We start from the raw sequence: 21,112 nt of genomic DNA, 5'->3' as shown, positions 1-21,112 counted from the left end.
CCGATGGTCAAGATCGACTTTGAGCCATGGGAACCCGAAGAAACGATCGGGAAACTGTGGCACACCCTTGCCAGCCGCCTCGATGCACCTGAGGTGCATGTTGGAGCCGCGGTCGACCTCTCTGAGGTCGCGGGGCGGCTGGCAGTCCTCTTCCGGGGACTGGGGGGCAGCCCGGGCGTCGAATTGCGCCCGGTCTCTCCTGAAGTTTCGCGCCACCGTCTCGGCTGGCGCCGCCGTCTGGCGACCGAAACCGAACTGATGCCGCGCGCGTCGTTCGACGGGGAAGTACTGCGCCTGCCGGACCGGCTGGCCGTATTCCCAGCGCGCGAAGCAAACGGCGCGCTTTATGTCTGGCTGGCCGCAACTGCCGCCCATGCCGCAACAAGAATTGACGAAGACGATCCTCTGCGCGGCGACCTGCGCGCACTGGTCGCTGCCCGGCACATGGTCGAGGCGACATTGGAAAATGCCCCCGGTCTGCGCCCGCTTTACGCTGAACTCTGCAAGGGCGTTCTGTATCAACGGAACATACCCGGCCTGCCACCACTCGAGGCGGCGGTCGAAGAGGTTGTCCGCAACATGCTGGGTGACCCCGCGCCCCTGTCACCGAAAGCCCAAGAGCTTTTGGCACTGGATGACGATCTCACCGCCCCGCGCGGCTATCAGCATTTCCGCCCGGTCCCGCTGTGGCCCGAGTTGCGCGCCGTCGGGTTTTCCGAACATAACGAGGTTGAAAACCCCGATACCGAGGGTCCGCCCGAAGAATCCGGTGAAAAGACCCACCGCGCGCGGCGCCGGAAATCTGACCAGGCTTCGCGCAGCGACAGTTTCATCCTGCACAAGTTCGAAGCAATCCTCAGCTGGGCTGAGTTTCTGAACATCAACCGTCGTATCGATGATGATGACCCAGACAACGCGAAGAAAGCGGCCGACGATCAGGAGGAGATCGGCCTGGGCCAGATCTCCAAGGCCCCGCCGACCAAGTTGAAACTCCACCTCGATCTTGCGCCAGAAGACGTGAACCGAGAACGCCTGTCAGGCCGCATCCTCTATCCCGAATGGGACGTGCGCACCTGTCAGTACCTGCCCGACCACGTCAACGTTCTGCTGTCCGACGCCGATATCCGCGACGATGCCGCCGAGTTCGGCAAGGACCCCGCCACGGCCCGCCGCATTCGTGCCGTCAAACGCCAGTTCGAAGCCCTGCGCCCCGGTCGGGTCATGACCCGAGGTCATCTGGACGGTGATCAACTCGACATCGAAGCCGCCGTGCGGGCTGCTACCGACCGTCTCGCAAGCGGGGAAAGCAACGAACGCGTCTGGATGCAATCCCGCCCCGAAGCCCGCGATCTGGCGGTGTCGATCCTGCTGGATGTCAGCCGCTCGACCGAAAGCGCCGTCACCGGCCGCGCTGTGATCGACATAGAACGCGAGGCGCTGGCGGCGCTGGCCTGGGGCTTGAATGCCTGCGGCGACGATTTCGCCATCCACGCCTTCAGTTCGCTGAAACGCCAACGCGTATACGTTCAGCGGTGCAAACGTTTTGACGAACCCATGGGGCCAAAGGTCGAGCAACGTATCGCTTCGCTGCGACCGGGGCACTACACCCGGCTCGGAGCCGCAATTCGCCACTGCTCCGCCGACCTTGCCGCGCAATCTCGCAAGCGCCGCCTGCTGCTGGTCATCACCGATGGCAAACCGAACGACCTGGACCATTACGAGGGCCGCCACGGTATCGAGGATACCTGCATGGCTGTGCGCGAAGCCCGCCGTACCGGTCATTCGGTCTTTGGCGTCACCATCGACAAGACCGGCAAAAGCTGGTTCCCGCGCATGTTCGGGCAGGGTGGCTTTGCCGTCATCCCGGACCCGCACCGCCTGACCATGGCCCTGCCGCAGATCTACCGCCAACTGGTCGGCGCATGAGCGACACCACCCTGATCGACGAACTGCCCGGCGAATTGCTGATGTGGGTGCTGATCATCAGTGAACTGCTGGTGTTCGGGGCAGGGCTGATCGCCTTCATGGGCGTGCGTCTGACTGACCCGGCAGGATTTGCCGAAGCCCAGTCGCATCTTCACCGCACCGGAGCTGCATTGAACACCATCGTTCTTGTCACGTCTGGCTATCTGGCCGCACAGGCACTGCGCTGGCGGCGGGATGCCCGCCGGAATACCGCCCGATTGGCACTGTTGGGTGCGTCCCTGCTGGGACTGGTTTTCCTTGTCATCAAAGGGGTGGAATATGCCGACAAAGCAGCGCACGGCATCAGCTACGAAACCCACCCGTTCTTTCTCTTCTACTATCTGCTAACCGGATTTCACGCCGCACATGTGCTGGCCGGAGCCTTCATCCTCCTGCTGGTTGCCTGGCGGGATGACCCCGGAAATGTCGAGGCAGGCGCCCAGTTCTGGCACATGGTCGACCTGGTTTGGATCATGCTGTTCCCGGTCATCTACCTGCTGGGATGAACATCATGGCCGCCCCTTCATCTTTTTCCAAATACTCCCGCCGGAGGCTCCCGAACCCGCTAACGAAGGCCTGGCTTGGACTACTGGCGCTCAGCCTGGCATCCGCGCTTCTGACCCTGCTGCCTGCGGCGCCTGCGACAATAGGGGGTGGAATCCTGCTTATGGCGTTGCTCAAGGCGCGCCTCATCCTCACGCGCTACCTCGACCTGACGGACAGCCCCGGCTGGCTACGAGGCTTTACAATGGTACTGACCGGGTTTTCAGTCGCGGTTTTTGGCCTCTACCTGGTATGATAGAAAAAGCCGCCCGAAAGGGCGGCCATTTTATACAATTTTCAAGCCGGTATCACTGCGCGGCCATCGGCCTCCGGGCAATCTGACAGCGTTGCCACAGCGCGGACAGCGCGCCGACAAGATGATCGATATCTGCGTCAGTATGGACGGGCGACGGCGTGATCCGAAGACGTTCAGTGCCTTTGGGAACGGTCGGGTAGTTGATCGGCTGGATATAAATGCCGAATTCTTCTAGCAGTGTGTCCGAAATGAATTTGCATTTCACCGGATCACCCACCATCACCGGAATGATGTGACTGGGGTTGGGAAGATGCGGGATGCCTTCGGCATCCAGTCTGGCCCGGACCTGTTCCACACGAGCCTTCTGCAAACCGCGCTCGGCGTTCGACTGTTTCAGATGCCGAATTGATGCCGCTGCCCCGGCTGCAATCGCCGGCGGCAGGGCGGTCGTAAAGATGAATCCACTGGCGAAGCTGCGCACGAAATCGCACAAGGCGACCGACGCCGCGATATAACCGCCCACTACTCCGAACGCTTTGCCAAGCGTGCCTTCGATGACGGTAAGGCGGTCCATCAGCCCTTCACGTTCGGCGATGCCGCCGCCACGTGGACCATAGAGACCAACGGCGTGAACTTCATCCAGGTAAGTCATCGCCCCGTATTTGTCGGCCAGGTCGCAGATCTCTTTGATCGGGGCGATATCCCCGTCCATTGAGTAAACGGATTCAAAGGCGATCATCTTGGGCGCATCGGGGTCAGCGGCGGCCAGTTTGGCCTCGAGATCTGCAAGGTCGTTGTGTTTCCAGATCACCTTTTGCGCCCGTGAGTGGCGAATGCCTTCGATCATCGAGGCATGATTCAGCGCGTCGGAGAACACGATCAGACCAGGAATTTTCGCCGCAAGTGTTCCAAGCGCGGCCCAGTTCGAAACGTAACCGGATGTAAACAGCAGCGCAGCTTCTTTCCCGTGCAGGTCAGCCAGTTCCGCCTCGAGCAACACATGATCGTGGGTCGTGCCGGAAATGTTGCGCGTTCCACCCGCACCCGCGCCGCAGCGGTTCAACGCATTATGCATCGCGTTGATCACATCCGGATGCTGACCCATGCCCAGATAGTCGTTCGAGCACCAGATCCGCACATCGCGCTGGATATCGCCATCGGTTTGCCGCGCATTAGGGAAATCGCCGCGGTGGCGTTGCAAATCGATGAAAACCCTGTAGTTTCCCTCATCCCGCAATGCGTCGAGGCTTTGACTGAAAAATCGCTCGTAGTCCATGGTGTGTGCTCCCCGGATTGCTGGCTTTGCAGCGAGGTTAATCGCTGCGGCCGAGGCGTGACATGACAATAGTCAAGTTGGTGCGCGGGAAAGGGCTGGTGCCGGGGCGACGGCTTTGGCATAGCCATAAGTCAAGGGAAAGACCGGTCGGAGACCCGGCCTGAAAAAGGGGAATATTCGTGGCCCATGAAGCCGAAAAGGCAATTGCCCGGCAGTCTTTGCTGCTCAGGAGCTTGCCAGAGCAACATGTAGATACATTACTGAGCCAAGCCATCTGGCGCGAATACGACCGTGGGGAAACCATCTTTCTGCAGGAAGAGACGGCTCAGGCCGTTCACGTGGTTCTGGCTGGGTGGATCAAACTGTTCCGGATGTCTCCGTCCGGTGCCGAGGCAGTGGTCAGCGTGTTCACCAAGGGCGAGAGCTTTGGCGAGGCGGTGGCGCTGCGCAATATGCCCTATCCGGTCTCTGCCGAGGCCGTGTCGCGTTGTCAGGTGATGCATATCCCGATCCCTGTGCTGATTTCGCTGATGAAGGAAGACCCCGAAATCGGTATCTCGATACTGGCGGCAACATTTACGCACCTGCATTCACTGGTGGCGCAGTTGGAACAACTGAAGGCGCAAACCGGGGCACAGAGGGTGGCAAAATTCCTGCTGGGTCTTTGCGATCGCGACAGCGGCGCCTGCGAGGTGGTGCTACCCTATGACAAGATGCTGATCGCCGGACGCCTTGGAATGAAGCCCGAAAGCCTGAGCCGCGCGTTTTCGCGCCTCAAGGCAACCGGAGTCGTCATCGATCGCAACCACGCCCGGATTTCAGATGTCACTTCTCTTCTGGAATATGCTGAAAGCGACCCGATGGACAAATGACCGGACTGTCCTGTCACTTCGCTGATTAAGCCTGAACTTTGTCTTCCTATCATGCAAGTTTCCTGCATGGCTTCGACCCGTTTTGAGCCGGGGCCCTGTGCACAAGTTCCATTCCGGAATATTTGGAACCGTTGCGAGGTACTGAACAACCCGTCAAGCAATGGCTGCGCAGGCTCTCTCGGCCCATGCACGCCCGGCAGGTGATAGCTGCGGACCGATCCGGCGCAGGACCTCGGCGTTGTATGCGTTCAGCCAGCATCGTTCCGCTTGGGACAACTTGTCAGTAAGCAGCATATCAGTCTGGATCGGTATCCATGTGAGGTTGGAAAACGCCATGAAGCCATCGTCCTCTTCGACGATCTCGAACAGGTTTTCGATACGGATGCCAAACCGGCCCATCTCATAAAACCCCGGCTCGATGGACAGGATCATACCCGGCACAAGATCCACCGGGTTGTAGGGCTTGCCGATACGTTGCGGGTGTTCGTGTACGGAAAGGCGATGCCCGATGCCATGTCCGGTTCCGTGATCATAGTCCAACCCTAGATCCCACAAAGGGCGGCGGCAGATGGCGTCGATGTGGTGGCCCTGTGTGCCGGGTGGAAACCGCAGTGTTGCTAGGGCGTGGAACGCTTTAAACACGGCGGTATAGGCGCGGTCATACCCATCCGGCCTGACCTTTCCGAAGGCAAAGCTGCGGGTGGCGTCGGTTGTGCCGGTCTCATACTGGCCGCCAGAATCCAGCAGATATGTCCCTTCAGGGTCAATTGTTGCCGCATCCTCCGGAATGGTCGCGTAATGGCACATGGCAGCATTCGCACCCGCGGCCGAAATGGTATTGAAGCTTTCCTCAAGATACCCGGCACGGTCGCGGCGGCAGGACTGAATTTTGTCTTTTGCTTCAAGCTCGGTCACTTGTCTGTTGAGAGAGGCTCGCGCCGGGATTTCAGCATTTAGCCAACCACAGAACTCGGTCCACGCGATGGCATCTTGAAGGTGACAGGCACGCAGGCCTTCTATTTCGACCGGATTTTTCCGGGCCTTGAAAAGCGTCAGCGGACTGCTGGCCGCTCGACCTTGCGCAGATGACCGGTCGAGGGCCAGACGCACCGCAGCCGGGGAAAATTCGCCATCGTATTGCACGCACGCGCCACGACCCGACAACTCCGAAAGGGTCGGTAGAAATGCTGCTGGCGGATGCAGCGTCACGGTGTCGGGCAGATGATCGCAGATTTCTGGGCTGAATTTTTTGGTTTCGACGAACCAGTCAACCTGACCCGATGAACGCGCCAACAAAAAAGACTGTGGAACCGGACAATAAGCCACATCCGAACCGCGCACATTGAGAAGCCATGCTATGTTGTCCGGCTGTGTTTCCACCAGCAGATCGACCTCGTCGCTTTGCAGGGTTGCGACAAGCTGAGAGATCTTTTCATCCGCGCCTACACCCGTGAATTGTGTCGGAAAGGCAGAGATGATGCCGTTGGGCGGCGCGGGCTGATTGGGCCAGATCGCGTCAACAGGGTTGTCTTCAACGGCGACAAAACGGGCGCGCGATCCATTCAGCGCATCCGTGAAGCGGTCATGCAAAACGGGCGGCAGGTGCATGGCGTCAAACCCGACGGACCAGCCCTGTTCGGCGACGGTGGCCAGCCAGAATTCAGGCGGCTCGTCGTGCAGATGGTGATGCGAGAACAAAGGTTCCGGGCATTGATTGGCAGCCTGAACCACATATCGTCCATCAACAAACATGGCGACAGTGTCACCTGTCACGATGGCCAGTCCGGCAGTACCGGTGAAGCCGGTCACATAGGCCAGCCGTTCGTCATGCGGCGCGACGTATTCGGCCTGATGCGCATCGTAGCGGGGCAGAACAAATGCATTAAGACCACGGGTGCGCATCTCGTCGCGCAGGGCTGAAACGATCCGAGCGCGGTCAGGCATGGGCGTTGATCTCTTTGACGTGGTGGCAGGCGACCCGGCCGCGATTTTCGAACGGCATCAGGGCAGGAGTATCGGTCCTGCAAATCTCGGATGCGTGGCGACAGCGGACATGGAACGGGCAGCCCGATGGCATGTTCAGGGGCGAGGGCAACTCTCCTTCAAGCGGGATGGCCTTGCCCCGATCATCCGGGTTCAGGGATGGCGCGGCAGACAAAAGCGCCTGACTGTAGGGATGGGCAGGGGCGGAGAACAATGTCTCGCTATCGCCGATTTCGACGATCCGGCCCAGATAGATCACCGCAACGCGATTTGACACATGCCGCACCAGTCGCAGGTCGTGAGCCACAAACAGGATGGTCAGGCCCAGTTTTTGCTGCAGGTCCAGCAGCAGGTTGACCACCTGCGCCTGCACCGACACATCCAGCGCCGAAACCAGTTCATCCGCAATCAGCACTTCGGGCTCGACCGCCAGTGCGCGGGCAATGGCGATGCGCTGTCGCTGGCCACCGGAAAACTCGTGCGGCAGTTTGTGCTGAGCGTCCTGAGGCAGACGCACAAGGTCCAGCAGTTCCGCGACACGGGCGGGGATGTTCGCTTTGGTGCGCATGTCGTGGACCGCCAACGCCTCGGACAGAATCTGGCCCGTTGTCATGCGTGGGTTCAGCGAGGAATAGGGGTCCTGGAACATCATCTGAACGCGCCGGTTGTAACTGCGGTCGCCGCCTGCATCTTCGAAGATATCCTGCCCCTCGAAACGGATCGTCCCGTCACTGGGGCTATGCAATCGAACGATGCAGCGGGCCAGCGTGGATTTCCCGCAACCGGATTCGCCGACGACGCCAAGCGTTTCACCCCGGATAAGATCCAGGCTGACGCCATTCAGCGCCCGCACCACTCGACCCGGCCGGCCGGTGGCAAGATCAGAAAGGCTGCGACCCAGGGCAAACCGCTGATGCAGGTCGCGTATTTCGATAACGGCATTGTTCATGCGGCGTTTCCTTCGGCCTTGGTCACAGGGTTGAAGCAGGCCACCTGCCTGCTATCCGCGATCACCGACAGAACCGGGCGGTCCTGCTGGCAGGGCTGGATGCAGGCCTCGCAGCGTGGCGCAAAGGCGCATCCCTGCGGAAGCGCGTCCAGAGATGGAGGAACACCCGGCACGGAATAAAGCGGCGTCCGAGGTGTAAGATTTTCCGGAACCGAGCGCATCAGGCCAACTGTGTAAGGATGGCGGGGTTCGCGCAGCACATCCCGAACCGGCCCCTGTTCGACGATCCGGCCTGCATACATAACCGCCACGTTGTCACAGGTTTGGGCGACCACGCCCAGATCATGAGTGACAAGGACGACGCCCATTTCCATCTCGTCCGCCAGACGCAGAATCAGATCGAGGATCTGCGCCTGAATGGTCACATCCAGCGCCGTAGTCGGCTCATCCGCCAGCAGCAACCTGGGGTTGGCGGCCAGTGCGATTGCGATCATGACCCGTTGGCGCATTCCACCGGAGAACTGGTGCGGGTAATCCCTGAGCCTTTGCGCCGCCGAGGGGATGCCGACCAGATCCAGCATCTCGACCGCCCGGTCGCGCCGGGCTTTTCCGGACAGATCCGTATGTGCGCGCAATGTCTCCTCCAGTTGCAGACCCACTGTCAGCAATGGGTTCAGCGAGGTCATGGGTTCCTGAAAGATCATCGCGATCTCGCGCCCCTGGACCTGCCGCAGAGCGCGGTCCGGCAGCGGCACCAGATCGCGGCCCTGCCAGCGGACCTGCCCGCTGACATCGCCATAACGCCGCGCCAGTCCGATGATCGAGCGCAGGGTGACGCTTTTGCCCGAACCGCTTTCACCGACCAGCCCCAGAACCTCGCCACGAGCCACGCTGAAGCTGACGTCGCGCAGGGCCGGCAGTTCCCGGCCGTTGCGGTGGAAAGTGGTGTTAAGCCCCTGAACCTCGAGGATGGGAGTTCGTTCAGTCATCTCTTATCCCCGTGGTCTCAGCAGATCGGCCAGCCCGTCGCCCAGCAGCGAAAAGCCAAGGCCCGTCAAAACGATTGCCAAACCGGGCATCAGGCTGAGCCACCATGCGGTCGAGATGAAATTGCGCCCCTCGGCGATCAGCACGCCCCATTCCGCCTGCGGTGGCTGCGCGCCCAACCCAAGATAGCCCAGCGACGAACCCAGCAAGATCACCAGCGCCATGTCAGTCATCCAGTAAACAATGACCGGGGTGATGGCGTTAGGCAGCAGGTGGCGGAAGATGATGCGCCGGTCGGAATAGCCCATGACCACCCCGGCGGCGGCATAGTCATTGCACATCTGTGCGATCACCTCGGCCCGCATCAGACGCGCGTAGTAGACCCAGTAGACCACTGATATGGCGATATACATGTTGATAAGGCCCGGCCCCAAAACGGCGACTACCGCGATCACCAGCACCAGAAATGGAAATGTGATGACCGCATCGACGATCCGACCAAAGATCAGATCGGCAAAACCCCGGTAGTATCCAACCAAGGCCCCGATGATGACACCTGTCACCAGAGCAAAGACGGTGCCAAAGACCGCCATCTGCATATTGACCTGATAGGCCCAGATCACGCGGGACAGGCTGTCCCGCCCCAGCAGGTCGGTGCCGAACGGATGCTCCCACGAGGGAGGCTTTCGCACCGCCAGGTAGTCAATCGCATTTGGATCGTAGGGCGCGAAAACCCCCGGGAAGATGGCCAGCAGGGTCGAAAACCCGATGATCAGCAACCCGGCCGCAAAGCCCGGTTTGCGCAAGGCGGCGCGGGCAAAGGACGGGCGGCTGGCGGTAAAGGTCACGTCACTCATTGCAGGCGCATCCTTGGGTCCAGGCGGCTTTGGAACAGGTCCGTCATCAGAAAGACCAACGAGACAAGAAGCGCGAAGGTCAGGGTCAGCCCCTGTATCAGCGGGTAGTCGCGGGCAAAGATCGCCTCCAGCATCAGCCGTCCCATGCCGGGCACCGCAAAGACTGTCTCGGTAACCAGCGTGCCGCTCATCAGATTGCCGATGGACAGACCCAAGAGGGTAACCGTGGAAATCAGCGCGTTGCGCAGCACGTGACGGCCAAGGATCAGGCGCGGCGGCAGACCCTTGGCGCGGGCGAACTGGACATACTCGGCATCCAGAACCTCGATAATCGCGCTGCGCAAGTTCCGCATGATGATGGCCGAAGTATAAAGCGCCACGGTCACCGAAGGCAGAAACAGGTGATAGAGACGCTCACCAAACGTGTCGCCATAGCCACCCACCGGGAACAGGCGCAACTGCGCCGCCAAAAAGGTCAGCAGGACCAGCCCGATGTAAAACACCGGCATCGACAGGCCGATCTGGAACACGGTGCGGATCACCGCATCGGGCCAGCGGCCGCGATTGAGCGCCGCGACAAAGGCCAGCGGACCAGCGATGATCAGGGATAGCACAACCGAGTAGATCGTCAGGAAAACGGTGATCGGCAATCGATCGGCAATGACGCCCACGACATCCGTCCGCATCAGGATCGAACGGCCCAGATCGCCCTGCAGAGTATTGGTCAGAAACAGCCAGAATTGCACTGGCATCGGTTCCGTCAGACCCAGCCTTTCCCGGATTGCAGCAATATCGGCGTCAGATGCGCGGTCCCCGGCCATGGCGATGGCCGGATCACCGGGCAACAGGCGCACCAGCATGAATATGATGATCATGACCAGAAAGAAGGTCGGGATCATCAGCAAAAGCCGTTTAAAGATGTAGGACAGGCTGGACAATTCGACGCTCCGCAAAGGGCCCCGCCGCAGGGTGCGGCGAGGCAAGGGATCAGCTCTTAGCGGCTGACTGTGGCTTCATCGAAGATGTTATTGCCAAGCGGGGTCTGAACATAGCCCTCGACCGCCGTCCCCAGCGCGACAGCGAAAGGTGTTTCATACATGAACAGCAAGGGGGCTGCCTCGGCATAAAGTGCCTGCATGCGGTCGAACTTGGCCTTTCGAGAGTCCGGGTCCATGTCTTTGGCGGCCTCTTCGAACAGGGTGTTGAACTCTGCGTTCTCCCAACCGGTGCCGACAGCCTTGGCAGTCGGTGTGTAGCCCAGCCAGCCGACAACCTGGCTGGGATCGTTCACATCGTTGACCCAGCCATAGGTGTGAATGTCAAACTCACCCGAGCGGTTCTTGGCCCCGCGCGTGGCGCCGTCGACCTGTTCAACGACCAGATCAATTCCCAACTCGCCCCACATTTGCTGAAGCGCGGCGAAAATTGTTGCGTCATCGGCGGATCCGGCCAGCGTGGTCAGAGTCACCCGCGTGCCGTCCGCGACCCCGGCATCCGCGATCAACCCTTTGGCTTTTTCAAGATCATAGCTATAGAGCGGGCTCAGATCGGCCGCATATTGCGTTGCTTTGGCCATCAGCGGTGAGCTCATGGGTTGGCCCGCACCGTGCAGAACCACACCGATCAGAGCATCCTTGTTGGTGCCATAGTTCAGCGCCTGCCGCACGCGGGGGTCTGCCAGCGGGTTGGGGGAACCGTCGGCGCGTGTCTCACGGGTGTTGATCGGCGAATAGATGATCCGTGTTGACGGATACAGCTGCATGTTGATGTTCGGATCGGCCTCAAGCTCGGCCACGCGGCTGAACGGGATGAACTCGGCTGCATCCACCTCTCCCGCCTGGAGGCGCAGAATGCGGGTTGCATCATCGGGAACGATCTCGAAATGGACGCCGTCCAGATAGGGCAGGGCTTTGCCATCCGCGCCCATGCGCCAGTAATGCTCGTTGGCGCAGAAATCCATGCTGGCCCCTTGTTCAAAGCCGCACAAATAGAACGGGCCGGTGCCGACGCCTGCGCTTGTGGCCGCGAAAATGGCAGCGGATTTGTCCTGATCCGTTTCACCTGCGGCTGCGTCAAATGCGGCTTTCGAAACGATGGCCGTGTTGAATGTGGCCAACATCGACAACAGGGTGGGATCGGGGTCCTTCAAAGCGATGGTGATCGCGTTTCCATCCGCGGACACCGTGTCAATCGATCCCAGCAGACCGGCCCATGGGCTCAGGTCAGGGTTGCGGGCGCGATCCAGCGAAAAGACTACATCCGCGCCCGACATGGGCGAGCCGTCAGCGAACTGGATACCTTCTCGCAGGGTCAGGGATACGGTCTTGCCATCCTCTGACACTGCATAGTCTTCTGCAAGCCCGGGTTCTACCGAGTTGCCATCGGGGCTGCTGCGCAAAAGCGTGTCGAACAGGCTGCCAACCATCCAGATATCGGGGTTGCGGTCCGCGTAAATCGGATCGATCAGGCGCGATCCGTCATAGCGGGCAAAGTTCAATGTGCCCCCGCGTTCCTGCGCCAGAACGGGCAGCGCAAGCGTCGCGGCGACCGTGGCGCCCAATAATGTCTTCAGCTTCATCTTCTTCTCCTCCCGCAAGTCTTCTTGCTCCTGCGGAGGGACATTAAGCGATTCTTAGTTTTACTAAAGTTTTTTTTAGCAAAAGATGAAACTTTTTTAGACCGCGGCATTCCGGGACTGAGTTTTTCGCAGTCCTAACCGCTGTCTGGTGGCGCGGAATCCTTGATCGGAGAGGTTGTAACCCACAGTTCGACGGCCTCGGTTTCGCCCAGGACAACGGAATAGTGAGGCGTCGATGTGTCGTGATGAACCACATCACCGGGTGACATGATAAAAACACGATCACCCAGATGGTATTCCAGTTGACCGGCTTGCAGATAGCAAAAGGCTTCACCGCTGTGGCACATACGTTCCGATACGTGGCCCGGCGGGCGATGAACGATCTGCGGGTGGAACAGAGCGCCCAGAAATCCCGGCCCGAGTTTCTCGTAAAACCGCCCGCGCAAGCCAAGGGAATAGGTCTGTCTGCTATCCTTGGCGACAAACTCGGAAAAGACCTGTGGAACGCTCAGCAGTTGTTCGATGGTTGTCTGCAAGGCCGCGGCAATTGCCATGAGAGAGGTTAAGGAGGGAGAGCTGAGCCCACGCTCGACCTGCGACAGGAAACCTGTGGTCAGATCGGCCTTCTTGGCCACCTGATCCAGCGTCAGCCCCATCGCCTTGCGGCGTCGCCGGATCGCCTGACCCAATTCGGTCGGCTGCCCCTTGGTTTTTACCCGCGTTGTCGGAGCTTGCATCCGGTCTCTCCTGCATTCCATTTGTTCTGACCATTGAACAGAAGAATGTGGGGAAGATCAAAATTTATTTTAGTACATCTAAAAATCCGGCACCAAGTGTTGTCAACTTTGCTTCCTTGCCTTTTGAAAATCAAGAAACTCCCGTGAGATGGCTTGAGCCGCCATCTCCAGCAGTCGGGCTCCGTCTGTGGGCGTGGCCAAGGCAGAATGGGATCCGACCCGCCCGTCCGGGAATTCTGCGCGGTGTTCATCGGGCGGCCCGTGACGGTCTCCGCTGTGATCACGCAGGTATTGAGGGGTCAGCTTTTGCGGCGGCTCTTCGGCGCGTTCGTCGGTTATGACGCCCAACAAGGATTGCGTGATGGCAACTTCGGACGGGGTGGCGTGCATCCCTTCCCATTCTCCGTATAGCGTTCGCCGCAATGCGTTGACGGGTTCAGGTTCCCACCAGCTGCGGGTGATCAAGGCGTTCGGGGGCAGGTCGGCGCTTATGGCCTGCAGCGGTGCAATGTTCGCACCATGGCCGTTAACGATGAAGACGCCAGAAAAGCCCTGCGCCAAAAGGCCTTCAATGATTTCCCTTGCGTAAAGGGTGAACACATCCGGGGTAACGGAAACCGTGCCGGGAAAGGCAGCGTTGAAAGGTGCGGGCGTGTAGGCCAGGGCGGGTGCCACGATCGCGTCACACAGATCAGCGGCGCGCAGCGCGACGGCCCGGGCACAGATCGTATCGGTCCCGATCCGCCCGATCGGCCCGTGCTGTTCGGTCGAACCGACAGGAAGTATAACGGCGCAGCCATTGCTTAGGCGTTCGTCAACTTCGTACCAGGTCATGTGTTCCAGTTGCATCAGGTGTCCTTACGGTTACGCGCGCTTTCCCTTTTTGTACCGGGGCGGTACGCTGCGAGCATGGAAGATTCCGCACCCATCGAAGGGGAAAAGCCCCGGCTGGATCAGGTAATCGGCGCAGCGGTCAAAACCCACAGGGTTCTGGCCGGCCTGACGATCGCTGAACTGTCGGCGCGCGCCAATGTCTCGCCAGCGATGATTTCCAAGATCGAGCGGGGACAGGTATCCGCTTCGCTGAGTTCGCTTGAGGCGTTGGCGAAGGCCACGGGCGTTCCGCTGATCAATTTCTTCGCCGGAACTGCCGAAGTGACGGATGTATCCTTTGTGGCCGCCGGCGAGGGCATGACGGTTCAGCGTATGGGCAGCGATTTTGGGCATGCGTTCAAACTGATCGGACGGGCGGAAGCCAGCCACGTGAGCTTTGAGAGCTTCCTTGTCACGCTTGAAGGCCCCTTGCCGCTGGGCCCGCTTTATCAGCATGAAGGGGCAGAGTTCGTGCATGTAACCGAGGGCGAAATGATCTTTCGGTGCGGCGAAGGCTTGTACCACATGCGCCCCGGCGACAGTCTGAGTTATGATTCCAGTACGACCCATGGGGCGGTTGAGCTTAAGACGGACAAGGTCAGTTTTATTTCACTTCTGGCCAAAGCAGTGCCTGGCTAGACCGTCCGCTCCGGCCGGAGCGAACGGTTCTGAATATGGGGATCAAAGCCCCCATTTTTCCTTGTTGGCCTCAAAGAACCCCTGCGCCTTTTTCACTTTGATCCAGTTGTTCACGTAATTGATCCATACCTGATCGTCCTGTGGTAGCAGCATGGCGATGGGCGAAGGAGAACGCGCCTCGGCGCCGGCAACCGGGACAACCGGAAATTTGGCTTCCAGCGTCGCGCCTTCGATGTTTGACGTGATAAAGACGTCGGCACGTCCGGCCAGAACCTCCTGAAATCCGCGGGCAGGGGCCTCGACCACCTTGATATCCGCGTTCGGGAACCATTCGCGCGCACGTTTTTCGAATGTGGTGCCAAGGGTTGTTGCAACCTTGACGTCAGGCTGGTTGATCGAGTCGTAGCCGTTGAAACGGTCGGCCTTGTCCTTGGTCGTGAACGGATAGAGTTCGACCGAAATGTAGCTTTCCGAGAAACCCGCAACCTTCATGCGCGGCGGCGAGATCGAAGCCGAACCGGTCATGTGGTATTTGCCCGAAACCACGCCGTTGACCAGCGTTTTCCAGTCGGTCGGAACAAACTCGACCTCGACCCCTAGGTCGTTGGCCAGCTCGGTCATGATGTCGATGTCATACCCTTTGTAGCTGTTGGTTGCAGGGTCGCGCAGGGTCATCGGGTTCCAGTCACCGGTTGTGCCAACCTTCAGGACACCGCCATCAAGGATTTCGTTCAGCGCTGACTGGGCCTGTGCGGCCCCGGCAAGGGCCAGTCCGATGGCTGCCGCAGCGGCCGTCCTGAGTAGGTTTTTCATCTGAGTGCTCCCGTTGGTTGTTCATTGATTGCCGTTGTATACTAGCATTTTTGATGCTTGATTTAACGTCAAGTGCAACGTTAACCTCAAGAAAAATATTTCTTCCCAGGAAAACTTCATACCAAGGGAGCCCGGCCAGTGAGCGAAACGGCAATCGAACTTGTGAATGTCAATAAATGGTACGGCGATTTCCATGTTTTGAAGGACATCAATCTCAGCATCAAGTCGGGCGAAAAGGTTGTGATCTGCGGCCCTTCGGGGTCCGGCAAATCGACCGTGGTGCGCTGTATCAACCGATTGGAAGAACACCAAAAAGGCACCATCCGTGTTGATGGAATTGAACTGACGAATGACCCCAAATCCGTGACGGCCATCCGGTCCGAGGTCGGAATGGTGTTTCAGCAGTTCAATCTATTCCCGCACCTGAGCGTTCTGGAAAACCTGACCCTTGGCCCGATCAAGTCACGAGGAATGTCGCGTGCCGACGCCGAGGCTCGGGCGAGGCACTATCTGGAGCGGGTTCACATCCCGGATCAGGCCGAAAAACGCCCCGGCCAACTGTCCGGGGGACAGCAGCAGCGCGTCGCCATCGCGCGGTCGTTGTGCATGGAACCCCGGGTCCTGCTGTTTGACGAACCCACGTCGGCACTGGACCCCGAGATGATTTCCGAAGTGCTTGATGTGATGGTGGAACTTGCGCAAGAAGGTATGACCATGGTCGTGGTGACACATGAGATGGGCTTTGCCCGCAAAGTGGCAGACAACATGGTGTTCATGGATGCGGGGCAGATTGTCGAGCAGGGCAACCCCGAGGAGTTCTTTGGCGCCCCCCGATCCGAGCGCTGTCAGAAATTTCTCAGCCAGATACTGCAACATTGAGGGGGCCAAACGCGATGATAAGAAACCTTCTTCTTCTCCTGTCGTTTCTGGCGCTTGCAGCTTGTTCCAGTTCTTCCACATGGGGATGGTATGTCATCAATCCGATGACCGAAGCGGGCTGGATCAATGTCAAATTCCTAATTTCCGGCATGGGCGACACCATCTTGATTTCAGTGATCGCCGCTGTCATTTCGATTGTTCTGGGGCTGATCGTGGCATTGCCGGGGCTGGCCAAAAGCAGGGGCTGGCGTTTGGTGAACCGGGTCTATGTCGAACTGATCCGCTCGATCCCGCTGCTGCCCATGCTGTTCTGGGTCTTCTACGGCCTGCCGATCGTTTTTCGTGAAATGGGCCTGAACATACCGATTGATCCGTTTTGGGGCGCGATCATCACGCTTGCCTTGTCCGACAGCGCATTTACGGCCGAGATATACCGGGCCGGTATCCAGTCGATTGCCAAGGGACAGACCGAGGCGGCCCAGACCATCGGCCTGAACTATCTTCAAACCATGCGCTATGTGATCCTGCCTCAGGCGATCCGGCGCATTTTGCCGCCGCTGGCGAACCAGTTCATCTACATTGTCAAGATGAGCGCCTTTGCCAGCGTCATCGGCATGCAGGAACTGACGCGGCGCGCGAACGAGCTGGTGGTGACGGAATACCGCCCGCTTGAGATCTATTCGCTGCTGATCCTTGAATATCTGATCCTGGTTCTGATCATCAGCGCCGGAGTGCGCTGGCTGGAACGCCGCATGGGATCGGACGAACGCGGCTGAAGGAGGACGACATGGACTGGAATGACTTCATGGCCGGGATTGAGGCCGACATCGCAACATATTCGAAAGAAGTGCCCGAAACGGTCAAAGGCTTTGGCATCATGGGGAAGGCCGCCAAGTCTAACGGCGCGCTCAGCGAAAAAACCAAAGAGTTCATGGCGCTCGGTATCGCAATTGCGACGCGCTGTGACAGTTGTATCGGCTTTCACGTCCGTTCTTTGGTGCGCCTCGGTGCCAGCCGGGAAGAACTGTGCGAGGCGCTGGCCATGGCGACCTATATGGGCGGCGGCCCGTCTTATGCCTACAGCGCCAAGGCGCTCAAGGCGTTCGACACCTTTTCAAAACAAGCTTAACGGCTGATCGTGATGCCCGCGCGGCGCGCCGTTGTTCTCAGCTGATCCAGCAAGTCCGCGTCGCGCTGAACGTATCGTGTTTCTGTTACAGTCAGCGCGCCGGGTGTTACCCGATCTTCGAACAGCATCATCGCCAATGCGGAACTGTCACGCACGGATGACCAGATCATGCCATCTGCGGCGGGATTGTCTTTCCAGATCAAGGCGGCAAGCTCCCGGCAAGTGGGATAGTTGCTTTCATCGTAGGTAAGCAAGTCAGCTTCCGCGATGTCCCAGGCGGCGAGTTCCGGCGTAAACAAACGAACCAACTGAAGTTCCCGCCTGGTAGTTAACCGGCTTGCTGCATAGTCATCAAGACGGTTACGAGGGAATGTCTGATACTTGGCCGGACGTTCTCGGAACAGTGTTTCATAAGCCGCGCCATCAAATGTGGTAGCGGAGTAAAGAGTGGGAACTATTTTGCCCTCGAGATCCTGAAAGGGGGCGAAGCGGGACGTGCCGTAACCGGGATTGAACTGATCACCATCCAGAACGTCTCGGTGCAGGCGAAAGACCTCTCGCCCGCTTTCCAGCGCAAAGTAGGGATGCTGTCCGGCCGCATTCGGAAGTATCACGCGCCGTCAGCCTGCCGGCGTTTCAAACGCGCGCGCAGCGGCATCGACAACCCGCGCGTCACCGGCCTGAACAAGATCAATCGGCCGAGCACCATCCAGCGCGTTTTGGGGCGCGACAAGCCAAAAGGCAGTTTGCCAGGGAGTCAAATCCTGCGGAAGCGCCGCAAGCACGTCCGCCAAGGTCGCATGGGGCCGCCCATCAGCATTAAATTGGAACGCCGGATACAGGTCCTTGCCCTGCAGTTTGACCGAAAAGATCTTTCCGGCCTTTTTCCAGTCGTTCGCCGTGGCTGACTTGTTTCTCGATGTGCTGCCAGACATGGCATGGATCTGGGCGCTTGTAAGGACCTCAAAATCGCTCAGGAACTCAGCGCGCAGCCGGGCGTTGTCGTCGTCAATCTTTGCCTCGACCTGATCGAACGCGTCCGTGTCGAGATAGGCATCGATCATCGCGTCAATACGCTCCTGAGCGCGCTCCAGCTTTCGTCTGGCAACCGAGGATGCGATGAGATGAAATGTCCTGGGCGACATGTCCCGAACACCGCTGATAAGGATCAGGGATTTGTCCTTTTGAGCAAGCCGAACCGCTTCCTGCGCGGAAAGATCGCGTTCGGTATCTTCTGCGACATCATAAAGATGAAGAATCCTGGACATCACAAGCTTCCTTATATTTCATATACGACAATATAGATAAGAAGCATCAGAAAACAAGCATTGCGAAGCCGTTGTCATTGGCCAAAGCGAGTACTTCGGCAATACAAATCTTTTTAACATAATCTTGATTATGCGATTAACGCATGTAGCGGGGTGGATTCACAAACGAAGTGCGAATTCTGTATCAAAACAAAGTGTTGCATGAAGGATATTGAATGGGAAGCTGTTACCCTCACCTGAGTTTGGAAGAACGTCGTAAGATTGCCATGTGGCGAGACGCCAGAATGCCGGTGCCGGAGATTGCGGATCGGATGGGTCGCGCACCGTCGACGATCTATCGCGAGTTGAAGCGCAATTTCTTCACGGACACGGAAATGCCGGAGCTGAATGGTTATCACGCGATAGCGGCTCAAAACATGTATGAGGGCCGCCGCGCCATCCATCGGAATGTGGTTATGCACCCGGATTTGAAGGAGGCCATCGAAGATCGGTTCAAAACCGGCTGGTCTCCTGAACAGATTGCAGGCCGGACGCGCCTGGAACGCCATTCGATCTGCGTGAGCCACGAGACGATCTATCGTTTTGCCTATTCCAAGGATGGTCTTGATGAGCAGTTCTATCGGCACCTGTCTGAGCATCGCAAACGCCGCCGCCCGTGCGGATACCGGCGGTACCACCGTACGCAGTTCTTCGACAGCCAAGGCTTGTCACGCAGGCCGGAACCGTATCACGCAACGGACTGAGTTCGGCCATTGGGAGTGCGATCTGATGATGTTCCGTAAGGAGTATTGAAAGACCAACGTGACTTCGCTCGTCGAGCGCGTCAGCCGCTATGCTGTCTTCATGCGCAATGAAGATCGTCAATCGAAGCCGATCATGGAAGCATTGATCAAGGGGCTCGCCCCCCTGCCCGCCGATGCCCGGCAGTCGATTACCTTCGACCGCGGGAACCGAGTTCTCGGCCTGGCAAAGATTGAAGGATGGTATGTGAGCTGACAGTTGGTTCTGCGATCCGCGGGCTCCCTGGCAGAAAGGTACGGTCGAAAACACCAACAACAGGCTGCGAAGATACCTCCCCAGATCAACCGAGCCGACGGCGCTGACAAATCGATTTTTGAGGTGGATTTGCCACCGCCTCAATTCAATGCCGCGCAAAATGCCTCGGCTACCGAACACCCGCCGAAGTCTTCGAAAGCAACCTGATGGAAATTCAGAACCGGCTGACGTAAAGAACAAATAAGAAATTGCGCTTCAACGTGAGTCCACACCGGGTGGATTTGTCGGAGTACGAAGATAATACGGTTGAGTTATTGAGACTCGCCTCCCATTGAATTCAACACCTTAAGATTTTTGTTCTTTTTGAATTTTTCGACGGTTCAAGCGCTTCAAGTCTAAGTCAAGCAGAAAGCCAGTAAGCCTCTTCGCAACCTAGAAACCGGTGCAGTGTGTCTTACTAGTACATGGTTGATCGGCAGAATACCCTGCCCCAGCACACGGCCGATATTGTTGAAAAACTCCAGTTTTGGCCAAAACCTGTAAAAAATTACCCATTGAGAGGCGGTTGAAGTTCTTGGCCAGGGGTTCGGCCAAAGCATTGGTTCCGAGATGTGCGAGGCTGTCATGGCCTTCTCTGGGCAAGTGGCGTCAACATTGCTGACGCGATGGAAAATAGGCGAAAAAGCGAGTGGGCCGAATTCTCGAGTTTTTCAACAATATCGGCACATAGCTGCCGTTGGCCACACCGCTTCGATACTGTGATTGCAGCCCGCTTAGCGGCCATTCGCTGCGATCGCGAAATGTGTAGCAGGCCGAACTCACGCTCTGCGGGACGGAGTTTCCATTCGCTGCTGGAAGCACCACGGTGTGTTCTGCGGGCACATCTTCTACGTACTACGAGGTATGGCAGCCCATGTGACAGAGCCGCATAAACAGTGATCTGTTAGACTTTTTTGCTGTAAATTTCCGGCTTTCTGCATCGCACAGCGGTCAGCAGTCTAGGCAACGTTTAGGAGTTTCTTGCACTGCGCCAAGCCCTCGAAAACTGTCCAAAACGTAAGACCACTTTACTCAAGTCAGTTGATCTTTTGAAACCTGATCAAGCAAACCAGTCCAGGCGGCAACCGCATACATTCGATCACGATTTAGCCGTGGGTCGGCAACCCGCTTGAGAGTAACGTCGGGCACATCATCAGACCTACCCAAGTCCTCAAATATCTCCTCAAAACAGGTCCTCGTCGGCACTGACCAACATGCCTACAAGCAATCTCCCAACCACAGATGCTACTGATTTCAGTTGAGACAAAAGTTGTCGGTTCCAGCTACGTTAAGCACGTTGAGAGGCAATGATGAATAAGGCCCAGTTCCCGGGCAGAAAGTCATGTGGCACTCCGGCCCGCCACGACAGGTGCTAGGGTCAAGACACATAGCCAGTAAGTGACGATTGCCGCCAGCGCGATGGCTGACAGGAAGACCTTTGGGCATCTGTCGTAACGGGTCGCGACCCGCCGC

At 58.3% G+C, this 21,112-nt stretch carries 20 protein-coding genes and 1 pseudogene; 9 read left to right on the top strand and 12 right to left on the bottom strand.

Annotated features, from left to right (window positions below):
* Nucleotides 1–3: 3 nt before the first annotated feature.
* From ACR0J8_RS10040 to ACR0J8_RS10030, 3 genes are read left to right on the top strand one after another with little or no spacing between them, the layout of a single operon-like run.
* Entirely contained in the window at nucleotides 4–1,926 is a 1,923-nt protein-coding gene (locus ACR0J8_RS10040) for a nitric oxide reductase activation protein NorD (RefSeq protein WP_480524467.1), read from the top strand.
* The gene (locus ACR0J8_RS10035) at nucleotides 1,923–2,471 is read left to right on the top strand and encodes a cytochrome c oxidase subunit 3 (protein WP_480889945.1); all 549 of its coding nucleotides are present in this window, start codon (nucleotides 1,923–1,925) and stop codon (nucleotides 2,469–2,471) included. The genes ACR0J8_RS10040 and ACR0J8_RS10035 overlap by 4 nt, the downstream gene beginning before the upstream one ends.
* A gap of 5 nt (nucleotides 2,472–2,476) precedes the next feature.
* Complete coding sequence (locus ACR0J8_RS10030) at nucleotides 2,477–2,764, top strand: cytochrome C oxidase subunit IV family protein (protein WP_480889941.1); 288 nt, start codon at nucleotides 2,477–2,479, stop codon at nucleotides 2,762–2,764.
* Nucleotides 2,765–2,816: 52 nt separating this feature from the next.
* Here the strand turns inward: ACR0J8_RS10030 and hemA are convergent, their stop codons facing one another.
* Complete coding sequence (gene hemA / locus ACR0J8_RS10025) at nucleotides 2,817–4,040, bottom strand: 5-aminolevulinate synthase (protein WP_170825168.1); 1,224 nt, start codon at nucleotides 4,038–4,040, stop codon at nucleotides 2,817–2,819.
* Nucleotides 4,041–4,219: 179 nt separating this feature from the next.
* Here hemA and ACR0J8_RS10020 point away from each other — a divergent pair, with 179 nt between their 5' ends.
* A complete protein-coding gene (locus tag ACR0J8_RS10020; protein WP_480524463.1) occupies nucleotides 4,220–4,912 on the top strand; it encodes a Crp/Fnr family transcriptional regulator in 693 nt (230 codons plus the stop codon).
* A gap of 153 nt (nucleotides 4,913–5,065) precedes the next feature.
* Here ACR0J8_RS10020 and ACR0J8_RS10015 read toward each other — a convergent pair whose 3' ends face one another.
* The 8 genes from ACR0J8_RS10015 to ACR0J8_RS09980 form a co-directional block, all read right to left on the bottom strand.
* Nucleotides 5,066–6,856, bottom strand: coding sequence for an aminopeptidase P family protein (locus tag ACR0J8_RS10015; RefSeq protein ID WP_480524461.1), 1,791 nt, complete (start codon nucleotides 6,854–6,856; stop codon nucleotides 5,066–5,068).
* Nucleotides 6,849–7,844, bottom strand: coding sequence for an oligopeptide/dipeptide ABC transporter ATP-binding protein (locus tag ACR0J8_RS10010; RefSeq protein WP_170613972.1), 996 nt, complete (start codon nucleotides 7,842–7,844; stop codon nucleotides 6,849–6,851). Before ACR0J8_RS10010 ends, ACR0J8_RS10015 begins: the two co-directional genes overlap by 8 nt.
* Nucleotides 7,841–8,833, bottom strand: coding sequence for an ABC transporter ATP-binding protein (locus ACR0J8_RS10005; protein ID WP_480524459.1), 993 nt, complete (start codon nucleotides 8,831–8,833; stop codon nucleotides 7,841–7,843). Before ACR0J8_RS10005 ends, ACR0J8_RS10010 begins: the two co-directional genes overlap by 4 nt.
* Before the next feature lie 3 nt (nucleotides 8,834–8,836).
* Nucleotides 8,837–9,688 (bottom strand): ABC transporter permease, encoded by an 852-nt coding sequence (locus tag ACR0J8_RS10000; protein WP_480889936.1) that lies wholly within the window; start codon nucleotides 9,686–9,688, stop codon nucleotides 8,837–8,839.
* On the bottom strand, nucleotides 9,685–10,626 hold the full coding sequence (locus tag ACR0J8_RS09995) for an ABC transporter permease (RefSeq protein ID WP_170807990.1): 942 nt from the start codon (nucleotides 10,624–10,626) through the stop codon (nucleotides 9,685–9,687). Before ACR0J8_RS09995 ends, ACR0J8_RS10000 begins: the two co-directional genes overlap by 4 nt.
* 56 nt (nucleotides 10,627–10,682) lie before the next feature.
* On the bottom strand, nucleotides 10,683–12,266 hold the full coding sequence (locus ACR0J8_RS09990; protein ID WP_480524454.1) for an ABC transporter substrate-binding protein: 1,584 nt from the start codon (nucleotides 12,264–12,266) through the stop codon (nucleotides 10,683–10,685).
* Nucleotides 12,267–12,400: 134 nt separating this feature from the next.
* On the bottom strand, nucleotides 12,401–13,003 hold the full coding sequence (locus ACR0J8_RS09985) for a helix-turn-helix domain-containing protein (RefSeq protein WP_480524452.1): 603 nt from the start codon (nucleotides 13,001–13,003) through the stop codon (nucleotides 12,401–12,403).
* Nucleotides 13,004–13,105: 102 nt separating this feature from the next.
* Entirely contained in the window at nucleotides 13,106–13,852 is a 747-nt protein-coding gene (locus ACR0J8_RS09980) for a creatininase family protein (protein WP_480524450.1), read from the bottom strand.
* A 60-nt stretch (nucleotides 13,853–13,912) separates the two neighbouring features.
* Between ACR0J8_RS09980 and ACR0J8_RS09975 the strand changes: the two genes are divergently transcribed.
* Nucleotides 13,913–14,515 (top strand): helix-turn-helix domain-containing protein, encoded by a 603-nt coding sequence (locus ACR0J8_RS09975; protein WP_480524448.1) that lies wholly within the window; start codon nucleotides 13,913–13,915, stop codon nucleotides 14,513–14,515.
* Between the two features lie 42 nt (nucleotides 14,516–14,557).
* Here ACR0J8_RS09975 and ACR0J8_RS09970 read toward each other — a convergent pair whose 3' ends face one another.
* Entirely contained in the window at nucleotides 14,558–15,328 is a 771-nt protein-coding gene (locus ACR0J8_RS09970; protein ID WP_170613967.1) for a transporter substrate-binding domain-containing protein, read from the bottom strand.
* A gap of 138 nt (nucleotides 15,329–15,466) precedes the next feature.
* Between ACR0J8_RS09970 and ACR0J8_RS09965 the strand changes: the two genes are divergently transcribed.
* The 3 genes from ACR0J8_RS09965 to ACR0J8_RS09955 are packed head-to-tail and all read left to right on the top strand — an operon-like array spanning nucleotide 15,467 to nucleotide 17,336.
* Nucleotides 15,467–16,207 (top strand): amino acid ABC transporter ATP-binding protein, encoded by a 741-nt coding sequence (locus tag ACR0J8_RS09965; protein ID WP_170613966.1) that lies wholly within the window; start codon nucleotides 15,467–15,469, stop codon nucleotides 16,205–16,207.
* Between the two features lie 14 nt (nucleotides 16,208–16,221).
* The gene (locus tag ACR0J8_RS09960) at nucleotides 16,222–16,983 is read left to right on the top strand and encodes an amino acid ABC transporter permease (RefSeq protein ID WP_480524446.1); all 762 of its coding nucleotides are present in this window, start codon (nucleotides 16,222–16,224) and stop codon (nucleotides 16,981–16,983) included.
* Between the two features lie 11 nt (nucleotides 16,984–16,994).
* Nucleotides 16,995–17,336 carry a carboxymuconolactone decarboxylase family protein gene (locus ACR0J8_RS09955; protein WP_170678646.1) on the top strand — a complete coding sequence of 114 codons (342 nt, stop codon included), beginning with the start codon at nucleotides 16,995–16,997 and terminating at the stop codon, nucleotides 17,334–17,336.
* On the opposite strand, the gene ACR0J8_RS09950 is transcribed toward ACR0J8_RS09955, so the two are convergent.
* Both ACR0J8_RS09950 and ACR0J8_RS09945 read right to left on the bottom strand, forming a co-directional pair.
* A complete protein-coding gene (locus ACR0J8_RS09950) occupies nucleotides 17,333–17,950 on the bottom strand; it encodes an RES family NAD+ phosphorylase (protein ID WP_480524443.1) in 618 nt (205 codons plus the stop codon). The two genes, ACR0J8_RS09955 and ACR0J8_RS09950, sit on opposite strands and share 4 nt — an antisense overlap.
* Nucleotides 17,951–17,956: 6 nt before the next feature.
* Nucleotides 17,957–18,604 (bottom strand): hypothetical protein, encoded by a 648-nt coding sequence (locus ACR0J8_RS09945; protein ID WP_480524441.1) that lies wholly within the window; start codon nucleotides 18,602–18,604, stop codon nucleotides 17,957–17,959.
* Nucleotides 18,605–18,819: 215 nt separating this feature from the next.
* Between ACR0J8_RS09945 and ACR0J8_RS09940 the strand changes: the two are divergent.
* Nucleotides 18,820–19,833: pseudogene (locus tag ACR0J8_RS09940) on the top strand (IS30 family transposase).
* Nucleotides 19,834–21,112: the final 1,279 nt, after the last annotated feature.

The organism is Ruegeria sp. N11 (assembly GCF_056531525.1).
This window is presented reverse-complemented; position numbering and strand designations above follow the sequence as displayed.

Bases quoted from the DNA above. Each gene is read 5' to 3' on its own strand.
- ACR0J8_RS10010 (WP_170613972.1), bottom strand. From the start codon at position 7,844: ATGAACAATGCCGTTATCGAAATACGCGACCTGCATCAGCGGTTTGCC.
- ACR0J8_RS10015 (WP_480524461.1), bottom strand. From the start codon at position 6,856: ATGCCTGACCGCGCTCGGATCGTTTCAGCCCTGCGCGACGAGATGCGC.
- ACR0J8_RS09960 (WP_480524446.1), top strand. From the start codon at position 16,222: ATGATAAGAAACCTTCTTCTTCTCCTGTCGTTTCTGGCGCTTGCAGCT.
- hemA (WP_170825168.1), bottom strand. From the start codon at position 4,040: ATGGACTACGAGCGATTTTTCAGTCAAAGCCTCGACGCATTGCGGGAT.
- ACR0J8_RS09990 (WP_480524454.1), bottom strand. From the start codon at position 12,266: ATGAAGCTGAAGACATTATTGGGCGCCACGGTCGCCGCGACGCTTGCG.
- ACR0J8_RS09945 (WP_480524441.1), bottom strand. From the start codon at position 18,604: ATGTCCAGGATTCTTCATCTTTATGATGTCGCAGAAGATACCGAACGC.
- ACR0J8_RS10035 (WP_480889945.1), top strand. From the start codon at position 1,923: ATGAGCGACACCACCCTGATCGACGAACTGCCCGGCGAATTGCTGATG.
- ACR0J8_RS09970 (WP_170613967.1), bottom strand. From the start codon at position 15,328: ATGAAAAACCTACTCAGGACGGCCGCTGCGGCAGCCATCGGACTGGCC.
- ACR0J8_RS09955 (WP_170678646.1), top strand. From the start codon at position 16,995: ATGGACTGGAATGACTTCATGGCCGGGATTGAGGCCGACATCGCAACA.
- ACR0J8_RS10005 (WP_480524459.1), bottom strand. From the start codon at position 8,833: ATGACTGAACGAACTCCCATCCTCGAGGTTCAGGGGCTTAACACCACT.
- ACR0J8_RS10040 (WP_480524467.1), top strand. From the start codon at position 4: ATGGTCAAGATCGACTTTGAGCCATGGGAACCCGAAGAAACGATCGGG.
- ACR0J8_RS10030 (WP_480889941.1), top strand. From the start codon at position 2,477: ATGGCCGCCCCTTCATCTTTTTCCAAATACTCCCGCCGGAGGCTCCCG.
- ACR0J8_RS10000 (WP_480889936.1), bottom strand. From the start codon at position 9,688: ATGAGTGACGTGACCTTTACCGCCAGCCGCCCGTCCTTTGCCCGCGCC.
- ACR0J8_RS09985 (WP_480524452.1), bottom strand. From the start codon at position 13,003: ATGCAAGCTCCGACAACGCGGGTAAAAACCAAGGGGCAGCCGACCGAA.
- ACR0J8_RS09975 (WP_480524448.1), top strand. From the start codon at position 13,913: ATGGAAGATTCCGCACCCATCGAAGGGGAAAAGCCCCGGCTGGATCAG.
- ACR0J8_RS09980 (WP_480524450.1), bottom strand. From the start codon at position 13,852: ATGCAACTGGAACACATGACCTGGTACGAAGTTGACGAACGCCTAAGC.